This window comes from Phormidesmis sp. 146-12 (assembly GCF_052939495.1).
Window position 1 is genome coordinate 1 of record NZ_JBJPHS010000110.1, and the last position, 18,589, is coordinate 18,589.

General features: G+C 48.4%; 18 protein-coding genes. 8 read left to right on the plus strand and 10 right to left on the minus strand.

Annotation, left to right across the window (positions count from 1 at the left end; genetic code table 11):
* Positions 1-218 precede the first annotated feature (218 nt).
* The gene (locus tag ACKFKF_RS28800; protein WP_446870813.1) at positions 219-866 is read left to right on the plus strand and encodes a class I SAM-dependent methyltransferase; all 648 of its coding nucleotides are present in this window, start codon (positions 219-221) and stop codon (positions 864-866) included.
* 77 nt (positions 867-943) lie between these two features.
* Here the strand turns inward: ACKFKF_RS28800 and ACKFKF_RS28805 are convergent, their stop codons facing one another.
* On the minus strand, positions 944-1,807 hold the full coding sequence (locus ACKFKF_RS28805; RefSeq protein WP_446870814.1) for a 3'(2'),5'-bisphosphate nucleotidase CysQ family protein: 864 nt from the start codon (positions 1,805-1,807) through the stop codon (positions 944-946).
* Between the two features lie 65 nt (positions 1,808-1,872).
* Positions 1,873-2,733 carry a sugar kinase gene (locus ACKFKF_RS28810; protein ID WP_446870815.1) on the minus strand — a complete coding sequence of 287 codons (861 nt, stop codon included), beginning with the start codon at positions 2,731-2,733 and terminating at the stop codon, positions 1,873-1,875.
* Between the two features lie 5 nt (positions 2,734-2,738).
* On the opposite strand from ACKFKF_RS28810, the gene rsmI reads away from it, so the two are divergent.
* The 3 genes from rsmI to ACKFKF_RS28825 all read left to right on the plus strand — a co-directional run bounded on the left by rsmI (position 2,739) and on the right by ACKFKF_RS28825 (position 5,024).
* Positions 2,739-3,611, plus strand: a complete 873-nt coding sequence (rsmI, locus tag ACKFKF_RS28815; protein WP_446870816.1) for a 16S rRNA (cytidine(1402)-2'-O)-methyltransferase — start codon at positions 2,739-2,741, stop codon at positions 3,609-3,611.
* A 177-nt stretch (positions 3,612-3,788) separates the two neighbouring features.
* Positions 3,789-4,115, plus strand: a complete 327-nt coding sequence (locus tag ACKFKF_RS28820; RefSeq protein ID WP_446870817.1) for a hypothetical protein — start codon at positions 3,789-3,791, stop codon at positions 4,113-4,115.
* Between the two features lie 315 nt (positions 4,116-4,430).
* Positions 4,431-5,024 carry a hypothetical protein gene (locus ACKFKF_RS28825; RefSeq protein ID WP_446870818.1) on the plus strand — a complete coding sequence of 198 codons (594 nt, stop codon included), beginning with the start codon at positions 4,431-4,433 and terminating at the stop codon, positions 5,022-5,024.
* A gap of 147 nt (positions 5,025-5,171) precedes the next feature.
* On the opposite strand, the gene ACKFKF_RS28830 is transcribed toward ACKFKF_RS28825, so the two are convergent.
* A complete protein-coding gene (locus ACKFKF_RS28830; RefSeq protein WP_446870819.1) occupies positions 5,172-5,336 on the minus strand; it encodes a hypothetical protein in 165 nt (54 codons plus the stop codon).
* Here ACKFKF_RS28830 and ACKFKF_RS28835 point away from each other — a divergent pair.
* Entirely contained in the window at positions 5,329-6,117 is a 789-nt protein-coding gene (locus ACKFKF_RS28835) for a molybdenum cofactor guanylyltransferase (RefSeq protein WP_446870820.1), read from the plus strand. The two genes, ACKFKF_RS28830 and ACKFKF_RS28835, sit on opposite strands and share 8 nt — an antisense overlap.
* Positions 6,118-6,477: 360 nt before the next feature.
* Here ACKFKF_RS28835 and ACKFKF_RS28840 read toward each other — a convergent pair whose 3' ends face one another.
* From ACKFKF_RS28840 to ACKFKF_RS28865, 6 genes are all read right to left on the minus strand, one after another.
* Positions 6,478-8,340 carry a CheR family methyltransferase gene (locus ACKFKF_RS28840; protein ID WP_446870821.1) on the minus strand — a complete coding sequence of 621 codons (1,863 nt, stop codon included), beginning with the start codon at positions 8,338-8,340 and terminating at the stop codon, positions 6,478-6,480.
* Between the two features lie 84 nt (positions 8,341-8,424).
* Entirely contained in the window at positions 8,425-9,069 is a 645-nt protein-coding gene (locus ACKFKF_RS28845) for a chemotaxis protein CheB (protein ID WP_446870822.1), read from the minus strand.
* Between the two features lie 485 nt (positions 9,070-9,554).
* Positions 9,555-10,598, minus strand: a complete 1,044-nt coding sequence (locus tag ACKFKF_RS28850) for a chemotaxis protein CheB (RefSeq protein WP_446870823.1) — start codon at positions 10,596-10,598, stop codon at positions 9,555-9,557.
* Positions 10,599-11,225: 627 nt separating this feature from the next.
* Positions 11,226-12,563 carry a PAS domain-containing sensor histidine kinase gene (locus tag ACKFKF_RS28855; RefSeq protein WP_446870824.1) on the minus strand — a complete coding sequence of 446 codons (1,338 nt, stop codon included), beginning with the start codon at positions 12,561-12,563 and terminating at the stop codon, positions 11,226-11,228.
* A 905-nt stretch (positions 12,564-13,468) separates the two neighbouring features.
* Positions 13,469-14,689, minus strand: a complete 1,221-nt coding sequence (locus ACKFKF_RS28860; protein ID WP_446870825.1) for a helix-turn-helix domain-containing protein — start codon at positions 14,687-14,689, stop codon at positions 13,469-13,471.
* Between the two features lie 701 nt (positions 14,690-15,390).
* Positions 15,391-15,531, minus strand: coding sequence for a hypothetical protein (locus ACKFKF_RS28865; protein WP_446870826.1), 141 nt, complete (start codon positions 15,529-15,531; stop codon positions 15,391-15,393).
* Positions 15,532-15,608: 77 nt separating this feature from the next.
* On the opposite strand from ACKFKF_RS28865, the gene ACKFKF_RS28870 reads away from it, so the two are divergent.
* Positions 15,609-16,355, plus strand: a complete 747-nt coding sequence (locus tag ACKFKF_RS28870) for a sucrose-phosphate phosphatase (RefSeq protein WP_446870827.1) — start codon at positions 15,609-15,611, stop codon at positions 16,353-16,355.
* 191 nt (positions 16,356-16,546) lie between these two features.
* A complete protein-coding gene (gene ruvA, locus ACKFKF_RS28875) occupies positions 16,547-17,170 on the plus strand; it encodes a Holliday junction branch migration protein RuvA (RefSeq protein ID WP_446870828.1) in 624 nt (207 codons plus the stop codon).
* 195 nt (positions 17,171-17,365) lie between these two features.
* Here the strand turns inward: ruvA and ACKFKF_RS28880 are convergent, their stop codons facing one another.
* Complete coding sequence (locus tag ACKFKF_RS28880) at positions 17,366-17,908, minus strand: PadR family transcriptional regulator (RefSeq protein ID WP_446870829.1); 543 nt, start codon at positions 17,906-17,908, stop codon at positions 17,366-17,368.
* Positions 17,909-18,037: 129 nt separating this feature from the next.
* Here ACKFKF_RS28880 and ACKFKF_RS28885 point away from each other — a divergent pair, with 129 nt between their 5' ends.
* Complete coding sequence (locus ACKFKF_RS28885) at positions 18,038-18,427, plus strand: antibiotic biosynthesis monooxygenase family protein (RefSeq protein ID WP_446870830.1); 390 nt, start codon at positions 18,038-18,040, stop codon at positions 18,425-18,427.
* The last annotated feature ends 162 nt before the right edge of the window (positions 18,428-18,589 follow it).

An 18,589-nucleotide genomic window follows, 5' to 3' on the forward strand; every position in this document is an offset into this window, starting at 1 on the left:
ACTTTGAGACAATATTTCTCGTTCAAAGTCCCTCACTGGTGGGGGATTTAGGGGGGTGCCCGGATTGGTAACCGTAGCGAAAGATGATCATCGAATTCACGTTAATTAACGACCAGCCACTAAGGACTAACCCCAAAATTTTCACAACTCAAATCGGATAGCTATAGACGATCGTTAATTCACACCTGTTAATCTTTACTCTTTCGCCCCAAATCATCATGCTGCTCAACCCCAATCAGCGCACCAAACTGGACGATACCGACGACAAATTGTTTTATGATGCGCCGCGCTTTGTCACCCACGTCGATGAAGGCTTTATCCAACAACTGACGGACTTGTATCGAGAACGATTGCAGCCCAACACTCGCATTTTTGACATGATGAGTAGCTGGGTGTCACACTTGCCCGATGAGATGAAGTTTGCTCACGTCGAAGGTCACGGTCTGAATGCAGAGGAGCTTGCTCAAAATCCTCGTCTCGATCATTACTTTGTGCAAAATCTCAACCAAAATCCCAAACTGCCGATCGAAGACCAGTCGTTTGATGCCGTGTTAAATACCGTTTCGGTGCAGTATTTGCAGTATCCAGAAGGCATTTTTACCGAGATTCATCGAATTCTCAAACCAGGCGGCATTGCCATCTTTAGCTTCTCAAATCGAATGTTTTATCAAAAAGCGATCGCAGCTTGGCGAGAGGGTTCTGAGGCGAGTCGGGTGGAGTTGGTAAAGGGCTATTTCAAAGCAGTGCCGGGATTTAGTCAACCAGAAGTGATCGTGCGCCAGTCTCAAACGCCGAGTATTCTACAACTATTTGGGATGCCGGGGGGCGATCCGTTTTATGCGGTAATTGCTCAGAGAGAAGGATGAGGGATGAGGGATGAGGGATGAGGGATGAAAGAACTGTTCGATTAACTCGTATGGCTTCGACATCCCTTATTGATCGACTATTGATCGATTTCTGAGAGAAGTTGGGTGGCACGATCGCACAGTTCTGCATGACAATGCCCATTGCTGGCCAGGAGTCCGCCCCATTGGTTTACGTCGTCTTGGTTGTAGAGCAGAGGCGTGTTGTCAAAATGGGTGAGACTGCCGCCTGCTTCGGTGAGAATTAGATCAGGAGCGGCAAAATCCCAGTCTTTGGGGGCTGACTTGCTTGAGAGGGAGAGGTAGAGGTCGGCTTGATGCTCCACGATCGCCGCAATCTTACAGCCGATGCTGCCCACTTGCCGCTGGCTTTTGTGGAGAAATCGATCGACGAGTTGGTTTAAGCGATCGTCTCGGTGACTGCGACTGGTGACGATCGTCAAATCTTTTGGGCGAGTCTTGTCAGAAACCTGAAGCTTTTTGGGGTGGACATCCTCACGAGTTTCGACAAAGGTGCCGTTGCCCAGAGTAGCGTAATAGAGTTTGCCAAACTCGGGACAGGCGACGACTGCCAGCAAAGGACGACCTTCGTGAGTCAGAGCAATGTGAACGGCGTATTCTCCGGTTTTGTTGATGAAGTCTTTGGTGCCATCTAGAGGATCGATAATCCAGACCCAGGGCTTGCCGCGTCGAGCCGAGATGGGCTGATTTTTGAAGGTTTCTTCGCTCAGGTAGGCAAAATCTTGGGTTCCCAGTGAGGCTTGGAGGCTGTCGAGAATGTATTGATTGGCGGCGAGGTCGGCCGTCGTGACAGGACTTTCGCCCGATTCCTCAATGCCAAAGGTGGAATGCTGCGCTTTTAGCAAAATGTCGGCTGCGCCCCAGCCCACAGAGCGAGCGATCGCCAAAATTTCCGCTAGTTCTCCGCGTTGGAAATTTGCCAATTCTGACTCTCCTGTAGTTTTGTGTCTGCGTTTTGGGTAACTCGCTTCTCCCCAAAGTCTACTCGCTAAATCTGCTGGTCGGCTGACATCCAGCGACGGGTGCCAAAAGATTGACACGACTGGGCGGCGATCGCGCCCGCTTTTTTCAACGCATCCTCAAAATCTGACTGCAAAAGATAGTGGCAAAACGCCCCGTGGAAAATGTCACCTGCTCCCAATGTGTCGATCGCCTTCACCGTGGGAACTGGGATCTGTCCTCTGGTGCCGTTGTTGAGAAACTCGATCGATCGCTCTCCCTGGGTAATCGCAATTTTTGAGAGACCAAACGCTGCCAGGTAAGCAAAAACTTGATCCAAACTCTGGCAGCTAGGCGGGTGAAAGTTAGCGGAACAGATAGCGTAATCGACGTGAGGCAGCAGGCGATCGCTCCCTGGTTTCCAGCTTCCTCCATCCATCACAACAGGGATTTTTTGCTGTCTGGCTTGTTGAGCGATCGCGATTCCGACTGCCATCTGATGCCCGTCTACCAACACGATGTCAATGGTTTGTAAACCCTTGGGCAATTTGTAATTCTCAACTTGAGACTTAATGGCATTGATCGAGACGACCGATCGTTCTCCTTGAGAAACGACGATCGACGAAACGGGAGGCGAGTCTGTATGAGACGGATTCAAGTCCGACAAGCCTACGCCACACTGCTGCAAATCCGCCAAAATCAAGTGACTGATCGGATGCCGACCCACTACGCCCAGAAGTTCAGCCTGATTTCCTAAATGACAAAACGCAATGGCCGCATTCGTCGCCGGGCCACCCGCAGCAGTCGTGTAGTCGATCGCCACAATCTTTTCATTCACCGCAGGCGGACGATCGACGAGATAAATTAAATCGATCGTCACCAAGCCAATAAACAGTCCATGTTTGCTCATCAGGTGTGCTCATCTCAAGATACGATCGCGACATGGATGCAAAAGCTGGAACTCTCTACATCGTCGGCACCCCGATCGGCAACCTCGAAGATATGACCTTTCGGGCGGTGCGAATTTTGCAAACGGTGGATCTAATTGCCGCAGAAGACACGCGCCATACCGGAAAGCTGCTCCACCACTTCCAGGTTAAAACACCTCAGATCAGCTATCACGAACATAACCAGATTTCTCGGACTCCAGAACTGCTCGATCGCTTACAAAACGGACAGTCGATCGCCCTTGTCACCGATGCCGGGATGCCAGGAATTTCTGACCCAGGGTACGAACTGGTCAAAGCCTGTGCTGATGGTGGATTTGTTGTCGTCCCGATTCCTGGAGCAAGTGCTGTCATTACGGCTCTGAGTGCGTCTGGGTTGCCGACTGATCGCTTTACCTTTGAAGGATTTCTCCCTGCCAAAAGCCAAGCTCGTCGCACTTTCTTAGAATCGTTGCAGTTAGAGGCTCGATCGCTGGTTTTCTACGAATCGCCGCATCGACTGAGAGCCACGCTGCAAGATATGGCAGACGTTTTGGGGAGCGATCGCTCCATCACGCTGGCACGAGAATTGACCAAACTGCACGAAGAATTTTGGCGCGGCACCCTTCAAGCAGCGATCGAGCACTACAAGAGTCGCGACCCTCAAGGAGAGTTTACCCTCGTCGTCGCTGGCGCAGAGATTAGGGAACTCGTCCTATCAGATGCGGCGATCGTTGCAGAATTGCAGAACTTATTAAATCAGGGGTTGTCGCGATCGGATGCCAGTCGCCAACTCGCCCAACAAACCGCTCTCCCCCGTCGGCAAATCTACCAACTGGCGCTGTCTATTCCTGATTCCTGATTATCCTGAAAGTCTCTCAGAATTGCCGAATAAATTTAGGAGCTTTCCGAGATTAATAGCCTGCCAGAAATCTCTTTAAACGTTTAATCCGGATTCAAGACTTTGCCAGGTGATGTCTACATCTGTTGGACAAATCTCTTGGACAAGAATAGTCAGTCGCGAACTTCACACAAAACTATGCAGAAAATACTGGGACTCTTGTTGCTGATCGCTGGGATTTATTTTCTAGGTCAAAATATTATGTTTTCGACCTATTACTCTCCCTTTTTTTGGCGCAACCTGCCAGCGATCGGGTCGGTTCTCTGCATCATGGGCGGCACTGCCTCTCTGATTTGCTTTCCTCGACAAACCGGAAACTTTGGCTGGCTCTCAATCATGGCAGGCATTGTGCTGGTGTTTCTCAGTGGCGGCGTTTTTCTCAAGCCAACCAGCCTGTGGAATTTTATGATCGCCTTTGCTGCTTTGGTGAGCGGGTACAAATTGATGACAGAACGATCTCTTTGAGTTACCCGCAAGGGGTCGCACAGATTTTAGCGTCTTCAAACACGACTCTAAATTAACGTGAATTCGATGGAATTTTCTCGCTTCGTTATTCAGCACTTCTGCCCCCCAACCCCCCAATTTTGGGGGACTTTGAGACAATATTTCTCGTTCAAAGTCCCTCACTTGTGGGGGATTTAGGGGGCTGAAGCCGATTGAAACGAAGCGAGTCACTCTCATCGAACTGACGTTAAATTAAAGGATGGAAGCAGACGGGCAGTTTTGCGATAATTAAGAAACCCATCTTCATATCAAACGTGCTGTCTGACTTCCTGTTTTATGACCCAAGCTGAGATTGCAGCGGCTCTACAAGCTGCCTTCCATCAGTGCGACATGATGGGCTGTTCTTTAAGCGAAGAACAGAAAGAGATTCTCACGCAGACGCTCAAAGCCCGATTGTCTGAGCGATCGACGCTTGAGATCAATCCGCTCGATCAACTATCTCCCCAACAGCGCACCGCCCTTTTAGAATTTATCACCGCTCAAGAACAGCAAAACCAATCCTGGAAGGTGACGCTGCTCAACGATTGGCTACAAAACCGCGACTCTGGCAACGTGCAGTTTGTCCGAGATTTGTTTGGCGTGCAGTGGCTAGAAAGTATTACCTCAGCCGACCTCGCCGACTACGAAGACGAAGCTATTTTGAAGCTAAAAGTGGGCGATCGCATCGAAGTTTCCAATACGCTTTGGGAATGGGTACAAGAATCTGACCCCAACGGTCGCGAATGGTTTCCCTGTACGGTGATCAGCGTCCAAGGCGATGTCGAACCCTCCCAAACAAAATCCACCGTCCGCTTTGACAACGGCAGCGAATACGAAATTCAAGGACTCTACGACTGGAATCGATCGAATTGGCGTTGGGCGAAGGGATGAGGGGCTTTTAACGTGAATTCGATGAATGGTTTCGCTTCCGGCTTGACATTCAAGATAATCGCTAAATCCCCAATTCTGGGGGACTTTGACTAAGTTTGACTGATCACCTGGTTGCAGCTTATTTTCAACTTGGTATTAAGCCTAATTCTAGCCAGCAAAAAATAGAAGTTGAGGAGGACGATACGCTAATTGTGTTTTTGAGATCACCGCCATCATTGACTGACAAATTTTTTCAGGTAGGTTGGGTTGAACCTGGTGAAACCCAACGTTAGCAACGGTAGAAAGGCTGCTGTTGGGTTTCGCGTTGCTCAACACCAACCTACGAAAAATCGAGGGTTTCAGGAGTTCTGTCAGTCAACCAGGATCACCCCCTGTTGAGGGCAAAGCAAACGAAGAACTTATTAAACTTTTAGCGAAAGAATTCGACGTGCCAAACTCTTCTCTAACTATTAAATCGGGCGATCGTCTAAAACAAAGCGAGTTGAAATTGATTGAGACTAATCTTGAGAATTCAATCCTTGAACCCACTCTCAGCGCGATCGTATTGGCGGGCGGCAAAAGTTCTCGAATGGGTCACGACAAAGCGCTGATCAAAGTGGATGGCGTTCCTTTATTACAGCGAGTGTGTGAGGCGGCGTTGCACTGTACTTCACGGGTGTATGTGGTGACTGCGTGGAGTGATCGCTACCGTTCGATTGTGCCGCCAACGACTCAGTTCATTGCTGAAGTCAACCCTCGATCGCCGCTCACTGGGTTTGCTCAAGCTTTGCCGCAGATGCAGGCTGAATGGATTTTACTCCTGGCTTGTGATTTGCCTCGATTGCGGGGTGACGTGTTGTACCAGGAATCACAACAGTTAGCGAATATTTCGACGGCAGCGATCGCGCGATTACCCAAAGGAACAAAAGGGTGGGAGCCACTGTGCGGATTTTATCGACAAGACTGTTTTGCCCACTTGCAGACTTTTATTGCAGCCGGAGGGCGATCGTTTCAGCAGTGGCTATCACAACACGTCGTTGAAGAATGGAAGTTAGATCATCCAGAAATGCTATTTAACTGCAACACACCCAAAGACTTGGAGTTAATCAATTAGGCATTAAGGATCGTGAATTAAATAAGATCGTTTGTTGCCAGGTTACTTCAGTCCCCTAAATCCCCCATGCTGGGGGACTTTGACAAAGGAAAGATTTCCAAAGTTCAAAGCCATGACGACGGCTCAAAGTCCCCCATTTTTGGGGGATTTAGGGGGCGAAAGATCTCAGCAATGACAGATCGATCGACGTGTGTCTACACGGCAGCTTCAAAAGGGGGACGTTGATCAGAAAGTTGCACATTGCCTACATTATCAATTAGGCAGTATCAATTAGACATTGAACGATGATTGGTCGCGTGAGTTGAAGGGTTCCTGTAGTGGCGTTTTGGTTATCTCATGTAGGAGGATGGATCAGGAAAACTACGCTAAATTTTCGTCTGGGTTATCACTGGTGACTGTTTCGCTTATTTCTTCTTCGCTTTGTTCTTCCATGAGAAGAATGACCCCCTGGGGTTGGCGATCGACTCCTATCAGCGAAGTACAACTGACCTGACAACAAATCCTTCTGCCGCGACGGTTGACTGCCTCCAGGGTTAGCTTAACGCCGTCGGGATATTGCTCAATGAGACAGCCCCGCAGGGCTTGCACTAGTTGCTCAACCGGAAGCCCAATGTCGAGATTGAGAAAGTTTTGTCCCAGGGCTTCTGTCATTCTCAGCCCCCATAGCTCTTCGGCTTTATCGTTCCAGATTTGCACTTGGAGATTGCGATCGACGACGACAACTCCACCTTTTAAGCTGGTCAAAATTGATTCTAGAAAGGCATTGCTGTGATTTAAGTCCTCGGTGCTGCGCTGAAGTTCGTCGTTGACGGTCTGCAATTCTTCGTTGGTCGAATGCAGTTCTTCATTCATGGTTTCGAGTTCTTCGTTGGTCGATTGGAGTTCTTCGTTGGTGGTTTCGAGTTCTTCGTTGGTCGATTGGAGTTCTTCATAGGCGGTTTCGAGTTCCTGGTTGGCGTGTTCGAGTTCTGCTTGGAGGCGTTTGTAGTGGCTGACATCGATGAACGTAATGCTGATGCCTAAAATTTGATCTGCATCAAACAAAGGTGAAACTTGCACATTGAATGACATGACTTCGCCTTGACCCACGGGATAAGCGACATCAGTGATATTGACGGTTTGACGAGTTTGGTAGGCTCGCTCGATACACGATCGCAACTCCACCGGACGATAAGAAACTTCGAGATCTTGAAGCGGACGATCGAGATCACGGGCGCTCAGGTTAAACAAATTTCTGGCAGATTTGTTGGCTAAAGCAAGTCGCCCGTCGGTGTCGATGATCAAGGTTGCTAAAGTCCCCATATCAAACGCTGCCTCTCTGAGACGTAATTGATTAGGAAGCTGATTGACCGTTTCACCATTGCCTGTAGAAGTCATTCCTAGCAGGTGATCGCGCACCTTGAGCTTGGCGACTTTACTAAAAATGCGGCATTTAAGATCAATCGGCGCAAAAATATTGGAATGCGTGATCAGCATTTCTGCTTTGCCGAGAAAGAGAAAGCCGTCGTTTCGCAGTGCAAAATGAAAGCGGTTGAGAATTCTCTCCTGGGTTTCTGCATTAAAGTACATCAACGTATTGCGGCACATTAATAAGTTGAGTTTAGAGATCGGAGCATCTTGAATCAGATCCAAACGGCCAAAAATCACCGATCGCCGCAACTCTTCTCGGACAACATAGCGATGGTCGGCGGCGGGTTCAAAATACTGCGCCAACTGACTGCTAGACACTGCTTCCAGGCTTTCGGTCGAATAGCTGGCTTGACGGGCTTGATTTAAGGCTTCTTCGTCTACATCGGTGGCATAGACTTTGACGTGTTCTCTAAATTCACTTAGTCCAAGCGTATCGGCCAGGGCCATTGCGATCGAGTACGCTTCTTCTCCAGAGGCACAGCCCGCACTCCAAACGCGAATTTGTTGGTTTGCTTCTCGACGCGCCAAAATCAGCGGAATTATTTCGTCAGATAGATAATCCCAGGTGGGGCGATCGCGAAAAAATGCAGTCACATTAATCAACAGAGTGTTGAATAGAAAGTTAAATTCTTCGGGATGGACTTCTAAGTAGTTGAGGTAACCAATGTAACTTTCAATGTTTACGGATTGCATTCGCTTGATGACACGACGCATCAAAGTAGACCGTTTGTAACCCGTAAAGTCAAAGCCTCGACTTTGTTTTAAATACTCTAATAAGGTCTCAAAATCGGGGTTGTAATTGTCACTACTCATGGAAATCTTGTACTAAATTGATCTTTGAGTGCTATGGATCTTGGAGCACCTCATCTTAGAGCACCTCAATTGTGCAAAGAAACCTTAAATAACTCCTGGCGAAGCGGAACGAAGAAGCTCGCCTTCAGTCCCACAAACTAGCTTAATTAGCGTAGCGGCAATCTGTGGCAATGGAAGAACTTGATCAACCGCCTGAGTCTGAATTGCGGCGTTGGGCATTGCAAAATATTCGGACGATGCTCGATCTTGAACGATCGTTGTCCCGCCCATTTGTTTGACTTGCAAAAGTCCGGCGGCTCCGTCTTGCCCTGTCCCGGTTAAAACGATGGCGATCGCTCGATCCCTAAAGTTTTCTGCAACCGACGCAAAGAGTACATCCGCAGCCGGACGAGTAAAGTTGACCCGATCTGTTTGGGATAGCTCGATCGCCCCTACCGCACTAATCTGAATATGCCAATCGGGTGGCGGAACGTAGATAGTGCCTGCTTGTAACCGATCTCCAGCGATCGCTGCCTTGACATTGAGAACCGTTTGGCGACGGAGCAAGTGGGGCAAGATTGCAGGCATTGCGTTGGGCGCGAGATGCTGAACCACAACTAGCGCGATCGGAAAGCTGGCGGGGAGATGAATAAATAGTTGATTTAGCGCATTAAGTCCGCCTTTAGAAGTAGCTACCACAACTACGTCAAACGCAGCACCCGGAAACAACTTACAAGAGTCTGCGTTCAAGTAATCGTACAAAAAAGATGTATCTATATTTTAACAATCAGGTGCTCAAACAGGGGTGACAAAGGAGCGATCTCGAATCATATGTTAACGTGAATTCGATAGAGTTTTTCCACTCCGTTATTCAGCACTTCTGCCCCCCCAAACTGCCAACTCTAAGAGACTTTCGGACAAGATCTCTCGTTCAAAGTCCCCTAATTTTGGAGGATTTAACGGAGGGAACCCCAAGGTTCAAAGTCCCCCAATTTGGGGGATTTAGGGGGCGAAAGGATTAACACTTCCCACAGAGTCATCCCCTGATTGACTGACAAATCTTTTCAGGTAGGTTGGGTTGAACCTGGTGACACCCAACGTTAGCAACGGTAGAAAGGCTGCTGTTGGGTTTCGCATTGCTCAATACCAACCTACGAAGATTTCCGGTTCAAAGTCCCTCACTCATGGGGTTAGGGGGCGTTCTCAGGTCTGCGGAGAAGTTTATCGAATTTGCACTAACCGAACTGTCCATCTCGCTCGTGAAGTAAATTTCCATTTCGCTTGTTGCTAACCTTATCGGTCTGCTCGGCCACAACTCGTCTTACAACATCGGCTTGCTGTTTGGCTTCGTCAGCGCGGGCTAGAAATTGGGCTTCTGACAAGAGTCGATTTTGATCGCGGGCCTGCTTTGCCATTCGTCTTGCTAGAGCCGCTTTTTCTTCGAGGGCCCGGATTGCCGACCAGAGAGACGTTTCGACCAGACTCGCCTGCTCAGAGAGCAAACTATCACTCGAATAGACATGCCCAACGTGACAGCGATAGCGAATCAAGTTATTGGTTTTTACTTCCCACAACACCCCACCACAGTCAGGGCAGGTCACCATCGAAGGGGTCGTTTGGGGGTGCTTTCCCTGCTCCAGATCGGCCTTGCTAGTCGCGACGGCTTCTACTTCTCGCTCAAAATTGTCGGACATCGAATCATCCTCTCTTACAGTCTCCTGACTCAAAGCAACCAACCGCAACGCAATGTCGCTGACATTCAAAACTAAGTCAACCTTTACATTCTCGATCGCACTTCGCACCATGCCATCAAACGAAGCTTCTTCAGGGTTTTGAACGATCGCCATCCCGCCTCGTTCTTTGATCACTTTGAGTCCGGCGGTGCCATCATCAAGCAGTCCTGACAAAATTACGCCGACTACTCGCTGACCGTAGGAATGGGCCACTGACCGAAACAAAACATCGATCGCAGGACGATGCCCATTTTCGCGCGGGCCACGACTCAGACAAATGCGGTGATTGTGTAGCACGAGATGATAGCCCGGCGGTGCGACATAAATTTTTCCTAGCTCGATCGGGTCACCATCTTTGGGGTGAAAGGCAGGCAGGGTGGCACAGCGATCGAGAATTTGGGGTAGCACACTAGTCCCATAGGATGGAAAATGCACGGTCACAAAAATCACAGCAGATAGATCTTTAGGCAGCGCGCTAACTAGCTGAGTCAGCGTTTCGACCCCTCCGGCTGAGGCTCCAATAACAATAATATTGCGATTAGGCATGAATTTGTTAAGCGAAAAACCTGAGCAAACCATTAACCGTGTTGTGATACCAAATCAATTTGTGAATGCTACAGATCCTTCGCCCCCTAAATCCCCCATTCTGGGGGACTTTGAGAATCTGAGACTGCTTTGGCTTAAAGTTACCCACTTGTGGAGGATTTAGGTTGCTCTCCCAAATCTGTAGCACTCAAAGAGCAATTTGTTATTAATTACACCGATAAATTACACCGATAACTATCCTATTTGGGTTGTGAGAATGCGGTGATTAGTGATTAGTGGTTAGCGGTTAGTCGTCAATCAAAAGCTAAGAACTAAGAACCAAGAACTAAGAACTAAAGCAATCCCAAATCACTCGTGAAATGCAGACTTGATCGCGCCCCCTAAATCCCCCAGTCTGGGGGACTTTGAGCAGAGAGACTTCCTAGATTTCAAGACCCATTCCCCAGTTTCAAAGTCCCCCAGACTGGGGGATTTAGGGGGCGAAGCGGACTGGAACGGAGCGACAAAAATCTGTTCGTGACTCATTTAGGATTGCCATAAAAGAGCCTGCTCTTTGAAGACTTTCACCAATGATTCAGGATTAGTATACCTATTAAACCTGAAATTTGGGTCGGTGTGTTTTAAGCGTTAGCAACTTAAAGCGTAGCGGGGGATTTCGACTCGAAAGGTGGTGCCAACTCCGACTTGACTTTCGACAGAGATTGCTCCTTGCATCAACTCAACCAAAGCTTTGGTAATCGATAACCCCAATCCTGTCCCGCCGTGTAGTCGCGTATGAGTTTGATCGACCTGCCAAAATTCTCGAAAGATCTGCGCCTGGTTGAGTTCATCAATGCCAATTCCGGTGTCACGAATGACGATCGCAATCCGTCCTTCTGGAAGCTTTAGCACCTCTAGAGAAACACTACCAGCATCGGTAAATTTAATCGCATTTGATAACAGGTTGGTCACAATTTGACGTAGCCGCAGGCGATCGTTGACGATTTCAATGGCATCAGGCGGTAGGTGAAGCTGAAAGTCTAAGCTTTTTTGCTCGGCTAAGGGATTGAGTTCTTCAACGATCGCCCGCATTAATTCATTCAAATCAAAGGCTTGTTGAGACAGTTCTAATCGGTTGGCTTGCAGTTTTGAAAAGTCGAGAATGTCTTCGATCAGCAGAAGTAAATGTTCACCGTTTCTCAAAACGCGCTCTAGCATATCAGATTCGCGCCGTTGCCCCTGATCTTGAAACTGACGCAGCAACAGTTTAGAAAAGCCCAAAATCGCATTCATCGGAGTGCGTAGCTCGTGAGTGACCGTCGCGATAAATTGCCGTCTGAGGCGATCGGCTTCGAGCAGTTGCAGGTTTTGGATCTGGGTCTGATGAAGTTGCTCTTCGGCCTGTTTGCGAGCGGTGATGTCACGAATTAGCCAGCGCAGTCCCAAGACTTCTCCACGGGGATCGCGTACCGTTTCGACGGTGATTGCGGCTTCAAACCGAGTGTGTTCTCTATTTTGTAGCTGTACTTCCCATTCTTGAACCCGACTTAGAATCGGAAGCTCACCCAGGATATTGCGAAATGCGCGGCGATTGGCTTCGGGCACAAAGTTGACGATCGGTTTGCCTAACAAGTAATCGGGATTGATTTTTAGCAAGATGGCAGCAGCCCGATTAGCCTCCCGAATAGCCCCAAAGCGATCGGTGATCAGATAGCCATCGGGAGCAAATTCAAAAAGTTCGCAATAGCGCTGTCGTTCGGATTCGATCGCGTCTTGGGCTTCTAAAATTGCGTTTTGTTGTTGACAAAGCTCATCTTGAGCAACCTGTAATTCTTCTAGAGAGACATGAAGCTCTTCCAGGCAATTCAGTAATGCTTGGGACTGGTGCTCAGGTGCGCCTTTGAGTTCTTGAAAGGTCTCTTCTGTCCGTTGGTATGCAGCCTGAATGCGTCGGACAAAAAAGTCGTTTCCGTTCTGGCTAGTCATTTTAAATTAGGGAAGTATTAAAACTGTGCTCAATCGTTGATTAAACCAATTTGCACCGATAAAAATAAGCCTTTAGCACATTTCGTCAGCACACTGATACTGTGAAACAAAAGCGTTGTTTTTGCCTCTACGTCTAGACAGAGACTCGTCTATTCTATGACGTTAATTAATTAGCAATAAGAAGAATTGTTGAGTCAATTTCAGGATTAATTGTTTGCAATTTTTAGACATTATCTAGAAGCACGATCGACTTAGTTACAAACAGATCTAGGGTTTTCTAGTCGTTCAAATAGTGGCTCAAAGGCTAGAACAAATGAATTGCGATCGCAGGTTTCTTATACAAATTATTGATGCCTAGACACATCTTCTAACCCCTTCGATCCCCCCTTAGAAAGGTAAAAACGGAAGCCGGAATGAGTTTCAGTTTACAGACTGCTTTTTGATGGGGGAGCGCGATCGAATTAAAAGGCCGGGATATAAATTAAAGCTGCACATTGCAGACGACTGTCTCATACCCAATCAATTTGTGAATGCTACAGATCCTTCGCCCCCTAATCCCCCATTCTGGGGGACTTTGAGAATCCGAGATTGCTTTGGCTTAAAGTCACCCACAGCGTTGCTGAATCAGGGGGTGTGCCCCAAAGCGACGGGAAACCCCAAGGTTCAAAGTCCCCCAATTTTGGGGGATTTAGGGGGCGAAAAGATGGACACTTCCCACAGATTCATCCCTCCAATCAGCAACGCCGTCACCCACAAGTAGGGGATTTAGGTTGCTCTCCCAGATCTGTAGCACTCAAAGATCAATTTGGTATTACTTCATAGGGCTTCCATAGCGCTCATTCCACACCCTAAAGGGAAAAGTTTGAATGGCAATTAGTTAGATATTTATAATTTGAGTTATTTGTTCAACAAATCATATTATCTCTAATCACCCAGTGGTTTTGAGCATCCAACCGAATCTTACCTTGATATTGAAGTTGTCCCAGTAGCCGCGTGATCGTGACTCGTGTCGTACAGCAAGCACTCGCAAAATCTTGATGCGTTAACTTTGCTTTGAGCCGCGTTTCTAATACGATCGCTTTGCCTTCTACTGTCGAGATCGGCGCTCCTATTTCTTCTTTGAGCAACTGCAATAGCTGGATGAGTCGATCTTGAGCACGAAGATGGCCGTGCATCGTGACAAACCGCTCTGCTTGCTGAAGCCGATGGACGATTCGGGGCATCAGTGTCTGAGCAAACTCCATCGATTGAGCCATCTCCGCGACCGGGATCGCCACCAGGTCTACATCCGCAAGGGCGATCGCTTGATAGACAGGCAGCCTGGTAAGACTCGCCCCAAACACTTGCTCTTCGGCGGCCAAACCGACCAAAATTTCTTCACCCCGCTCTGAAAGCGTCGTTAGCTTCACTACGCCCTGCACCACAAGCCAGAGAGTCTGCGCCTCAAGGGGGATCGTCTCTCCACGACGGTAGCGATCGCAAGCACGCGGTTTTGGTAAGTCGGAATCGGTGTGCGTTAAGACGGCGACGGCCCGTTTGCGATTGCTCAAATCCTGAATCTGCCACCGTAACAAGAGCGGCTCTTCTTGCTCATCGCGAATAATATCAACGGTCAGCCCTGCCTCAAACCAGTCCTGCGGTTGACGATGTAGCCGGATCATCACCTGAGACCGATTTTGCGGACTGATCGAGCTGTCTCGCTGATTGAGTCGAGTCAAAAGATTGCGAAACGTGGTGCGATCGTCAAAGGTCACGAGACTGACCAGAGGCTTTCCGGTGAGATAACGGGACTGGCGATCAAACAAAACGGCCGCCGCTCGATTGGCTTCTTGAACGACTCCCGACAGCGAGGTGATCACCAAAGCATCTGGCGCAAACTCAAACACACTCTGATAGTGCAAGCGGGCTGTATTAGCCTCGTGTTGAGCCATCGCCAGCACTTCATTTTGGCGCGTTAATTCTTCGACCGCGACCTGTAATTCTTCTGAAGCGAGACCCAGTTCTTTGAGAGCGATCGGAAGCACTTCAGAGGGTGCAGTTCTTGTTTGGGGAGATTGTTGATGCAATCCTAAGACCCGCCCATAAACGACCTGAATCTGCTTATTTAACACGTCCATGTTGTACATACAGCCTTCCCCTGATACAAACCTGCGTCAAGCATATCGGGAGCAATCTTGAATCCGCTATTTATCTAAGTGAGTATCTCCCAAAGTCCTGAGACTGAATGGTTTTTAGATTTTTGAGTATCGATCAATACTAATAAAATTAATATTGTTTTTTGTATCTTTTCAACAGTTTGCTCAAATCAGACAACGCTACCCGCAACTGAGTAGATAATACCAAAGTAATCTTATTGATCTTTAAGTGCTACAAATCTGGGAGAGCAACCTAAATCCTCCACTGGTGGGGGACTTTAAGCCAAAGAAGTCTCGGATTCTCAAAGTCCCCCAGAATGGGGGATTTAGGGGGCGAAGGATCTGTAGCATTCACAAATTGATTGAGTATGAGTTCTGAGTATGAGTTCTGAGATGAGTGTGTTTGGCGACGTGAGCTTAAATTGGTTTTTTAGCCCTTCACGGAACGATCGAGTCCCTCGGTCAAGAAAGACTCCCGTATTTTCGGGGAGAAAGGCTCTAGTAAATGTGTAATTGAATGCAAAATCTTGATACTCGCATCGGAGCTTAGACGATAGTTGAATTGGGATGGTTTAACGTCAGTTCGATAGAACTTTTCGCTTCGTTATCTTGCACTTCTGCCCCCCAACCCCCCAATTTTGGGGGACTTTAAGACAAGAATTCCAGTTCAAAGTCCCTCACTTGTGGGGGATTTAGGGCGTTCCTGAATTTGCAGTCGGAGCGTATTTCGTCGAATTCACGTTGTTTAACGTCAGAATACCTGGCGAAGCTAATAGCAGTCGGAGGGCATCCATGATTCGTGCAGGACGATCGTACTTTTGACTGGAAACCATCTCTCGCGACTTCCAGAATTCGTAATTTTGATCACAAATCGCTAAACTCATAAGCTGTGGAGTTAGGAAGTTTTGCTGTGTCTCAGTTCTTGTTTGTAACGGATTTAGACAATACGCTGGTCGGTGACGATGACGCTTTAGAACGACTCAATCAGCAACTAAGCCAGCATCGCCAAACATACGGCACCAAAATTGTTTATTCAACGGGTCGATCGCTGACGCTCTATCAGGAGCTAACTCGTGAACACACGCTATTAGAACCTGACATTCTCATCGCAGGCGTGGGCACCGAGATTTATTTGAATGGAAGCCAAACGCCTGATCGCTCCTGGTCAGACAAGTTAGCCGTTGGCTGGGATCGAGAAATCATCGTCTCCACAACCGCCCACTTTGCCGACTTGGTGCCGCAGCCAGAAACCGAACAGTGCCCCTTTAAGGTAAGTTTTTTCTTAACCGAAGATGCGGCGATACCAGTCCTGTCGCTTCTTAGAACGCTGCTAATGCAGAAGGGCTTGTCGATTCAACTCATTTACAGCACGGGTAGAGATTTAGACATTGTGCCGCGTCGTGCCAACAAAGGATTAGCGATGTCATTCGTCCGTCAAAATTTGGGATTTGATCCCAGTCAGACGATCGCTTGTGGAGATTCTGGCAACGACATCGCCCTGTTTAGCCTCAACGAGGCCCACGGCATCATCGTCGGCAACGCTCACCCCGAACTGCTCACCTGGCACCACGAACACCCCAGCGAAACGCGCTATGTCGCAAAAGGTCACTGCGCCGCCGGAATCTTAGAGGGCCTACAATACTTCAATTTCCTATGATAGAAACCAAAGGGTGAAAGTCTAAAAGACTGTTGATCGAGTTCTTTCGCTGCGGTGTTCAAGTCTTCTGCCCCCCAACCCCCCATTCTGGGGGACTTCCGGACAATTTACTGCCTCATCCCTCTCGCGAAGCGTGCCGCCAGCGGCAACCCCTCCTCCCTCCTCCCTCCTCCCTCCTCCCTCCTCCCTCCATGATTGGCTATCTCAAAGGTACGATCGCTTCCATTCTCAAAAGCAGCAACCGAGTCACGCTGACCTTAGAAGTCAATCAAATTGGCTACGATTTGCAGATTGTGCCTCGTCTGCTTCAACAACTGCCCGACGTGGGCGAAGAGACTCAGATTTTTACGCATCTCCATGTGCGAGAAGATCAAATGATTTTATTTGGGTTTGGGGCGGCGGCCGAGCGCGATCTGTTTCGGCAGTTGGTCAGCGTCAGCGGGATTGGGCCTCAACTCGCCCTGGCGCTGTTAGACACGTTGGGACTCCAAGATCTGGTGCAAGCGGTGATTTCGGGTAACACTCGCCTCCTGTCTCGGACTCCTGGCGTGGGGGCCAAAACTGCCGATCGCATTGCCTTAGAACTAAAAACCAAACTCTCAGAATGGCGACAACAATCAGGACTCTCGATCGCCCCTGGTGCTGGCCCGACGGTCAACATTCAAGAAGATGTCGAAATGACTTTGTTGGCGTTGGGCTACACCGATAAAGAAATCATGCAAGCCCTGCAAGCCGTCGGACAAAATAGCGCCCTATCCAAATCTGACGATGCAGAAGCCTGGATTAGACAAGCGATCGCCTGGTTGAGCCAGTAAGAATTGTGGGCGTTGCTGAATCAGGGGCTGAATTGCCCCAAAGCGGCGGGAAACCCAAGGTTCAAAGTCCCCCAATTTTGGGGGATTTAGGGGGCGAAAAGATGGACACTTCCCACAGAGTCATCCCTCCAATCAGCAACGCCGAATTGTGCATTCAGCAAACCCGTTCAACAAATTCGCAGCGATTCAGCCGATCTACTTTAGCAACGGCATGATCTCGTCATACCAAGCCAGCCAGCCTGTTTCAAAGTGAATGCCGCGCAGTAGAGTCATATATTGAAACTTCAGCGTTTTGGTTAACGCCTGCGGATTTTTGAAGTGCTGGTTTTTGATCGCTTGATAGATCGCTAATTGCTGTTGATGTTGTTGGCGGTGGGCTTCTAGTTTGGAGACGATCGTCGATCGCGATACCAGATGCCCGACATAAAGCTTCACGAGTAAATCATCCTTGATGGGTGCCATCTCTTCAGATTCGGCGATCCATTGAGATAGCTGCTGTTTTCCCAACGCTGTCACTGAGTAGAGGCGTTTGTCGGGTCGATTGTCTTGTTGGATGGATTCGGCTTGCACCCAGGCTTTCTCCTCCAGGCGGTTGAGTTCTCGATAAATCTGTTGAAAACTGGCGCTCCAGAAGAAACCAACTGACCCTTCTACGGAGGGGTTAAATCGCTTGGCCAGATCATATCCACTGCTGGGAGCGCAGACCAAAACCGACAAAATCGCATAAGTAAGAGACATAAGTAACGGGTTGACATATTCACTAAGTTGAATATATCTTAGATTGTATACTCAATTTAGTGAATAATCTAATTATTGAGTATATGACTGAATCCATACATCGTTCATACATTCAAAAAGGTAAGCATCATGAACTACTCCATTCATCAGATCGAGTTGCCAGAACATCCAGAAGCCGTTGTGTTTGTGAATGGGATTTTGAGCCGCGATCGCGGCGGCTTTTTTTGGCTATGGAAAAATCTGCCCTGGATTAGAAGTTCTACTGCCAATGCAAAAGGCTGTGTGCAGGTCAAAGCAGGTCTGTGTGGGGCGGGCGAAGTGATCATGGTGAGCTATTGGCGATCGCAGCATGATCTAAGACAATTCTTTCAAGGAGACGCTCACCGCAAAATGATGCAGTTTGTCCTCAAAAATCCCAATAGTCTTTGTTTGTACAACGAAACTTATCAACCGGAACGCAGCGGTAAATACAGTCACGAACCCCAAGGAATGGCAATGCTGTATGCAATGTCAAAATAAAATAACCAGCCAGTGAACCACCCACAGAAACCGTTCTGATTCACTAATCGAAGTGCTGAAGAACAAGCCGATCGCATTGCAATCAATTGTTTCTCGACGGCTCCCCTGTTAACGTGAATTCGATAGAGTTTTTTCGCTTCGGTATTTAACGCTTCTGCCCCC

Bases quoted from the DNA above. Each gene is read 5' to 3' on its own strand.
- ACKFKF_RS28800 (WP_446870813.1), top strand. From the start codon at position 219: ATGCTGCTCAACCCCAATCAGCGCACCAAACTGGACGATACCGACGAC.
- ACKFKF_RS28810 (WP_446870815.1), bottom strand. From the start codon at position 2,733: ATGAGCAAACATGGACTGTTTATTGGCTTGGTGACGATCGATTTAATT.
- ACKFKF_RS28820 (WP_446870817.1), top strand. From the start codon at position 3,789: ATGCAGAAAATACTGGGACTCTTGTTGCTGATCGCTGGGATTTATTTT.
- ACKFKF_RS28825 (WP_446870818.1), top strand. From the start codon at position 4,431: ATGACCCAAGCTGAGATTGCAGCGGCTCTACAAGCTGCCTTCCATCAG.
- ACKFKF_RS28840 (WP_446870821.1), bottom strand. From the start codon at position 8,340: ATGAGTAGTGACAATTACAACCCCGATTTTGAGACCTTATTAGAGTAT.
- ACKFKF_RS28850 (WP_446870823.1), bottom strand. From the start codon at position 10,598: ATGCCTAATCGCAATATTATTGTTATTGGAGCCTCAGCCGGAGGGGTC.
- ACKFKF_RS28855 (WP_446870824.1), bottom strand. From the start codon at position 12,563: ATGACTAGCCAGAACGGAAACGACTTTTTTGTCCGACGCATTCAGGCT.
- ACKFKF_RS28860 (WP_446870825.1), bottom strand. From the start codon at position 14,689: ATGTACAACATGGACGTGTTAAATAAGCAGATTCAGGTCGTTTATGGG.
- ACKFKF_RS28865 (WP_446870826.1), bottom strand. From the start codon at position 15,531: ATGGTTTCCAGTCAAAAGTACGATCGTCCTGCACGAATCATGGATGCC.
- ruvA (WP_446870828.1), top strand. From the start codon at position 16,547: ATGATTGGCTATCTCAAAGGTACGATCGCTTCCATTCTCAAAAGCAGC.
- ACKFKF_RS28880 (WP_446870829.1), bottom strand. From the start codon at position 17,908: ATGTCTCTTACTTATGCGATTTTGTCGGTTTTGGTCTGCGCTCCCAGC.
- ACKFKF_RS28885 (WP_446870830.1), top strand. From the start codon at position 18,038: ATGAACTACTCCATTCATCAGATCGAGTTGCCAGAACATCCAGAAGCC.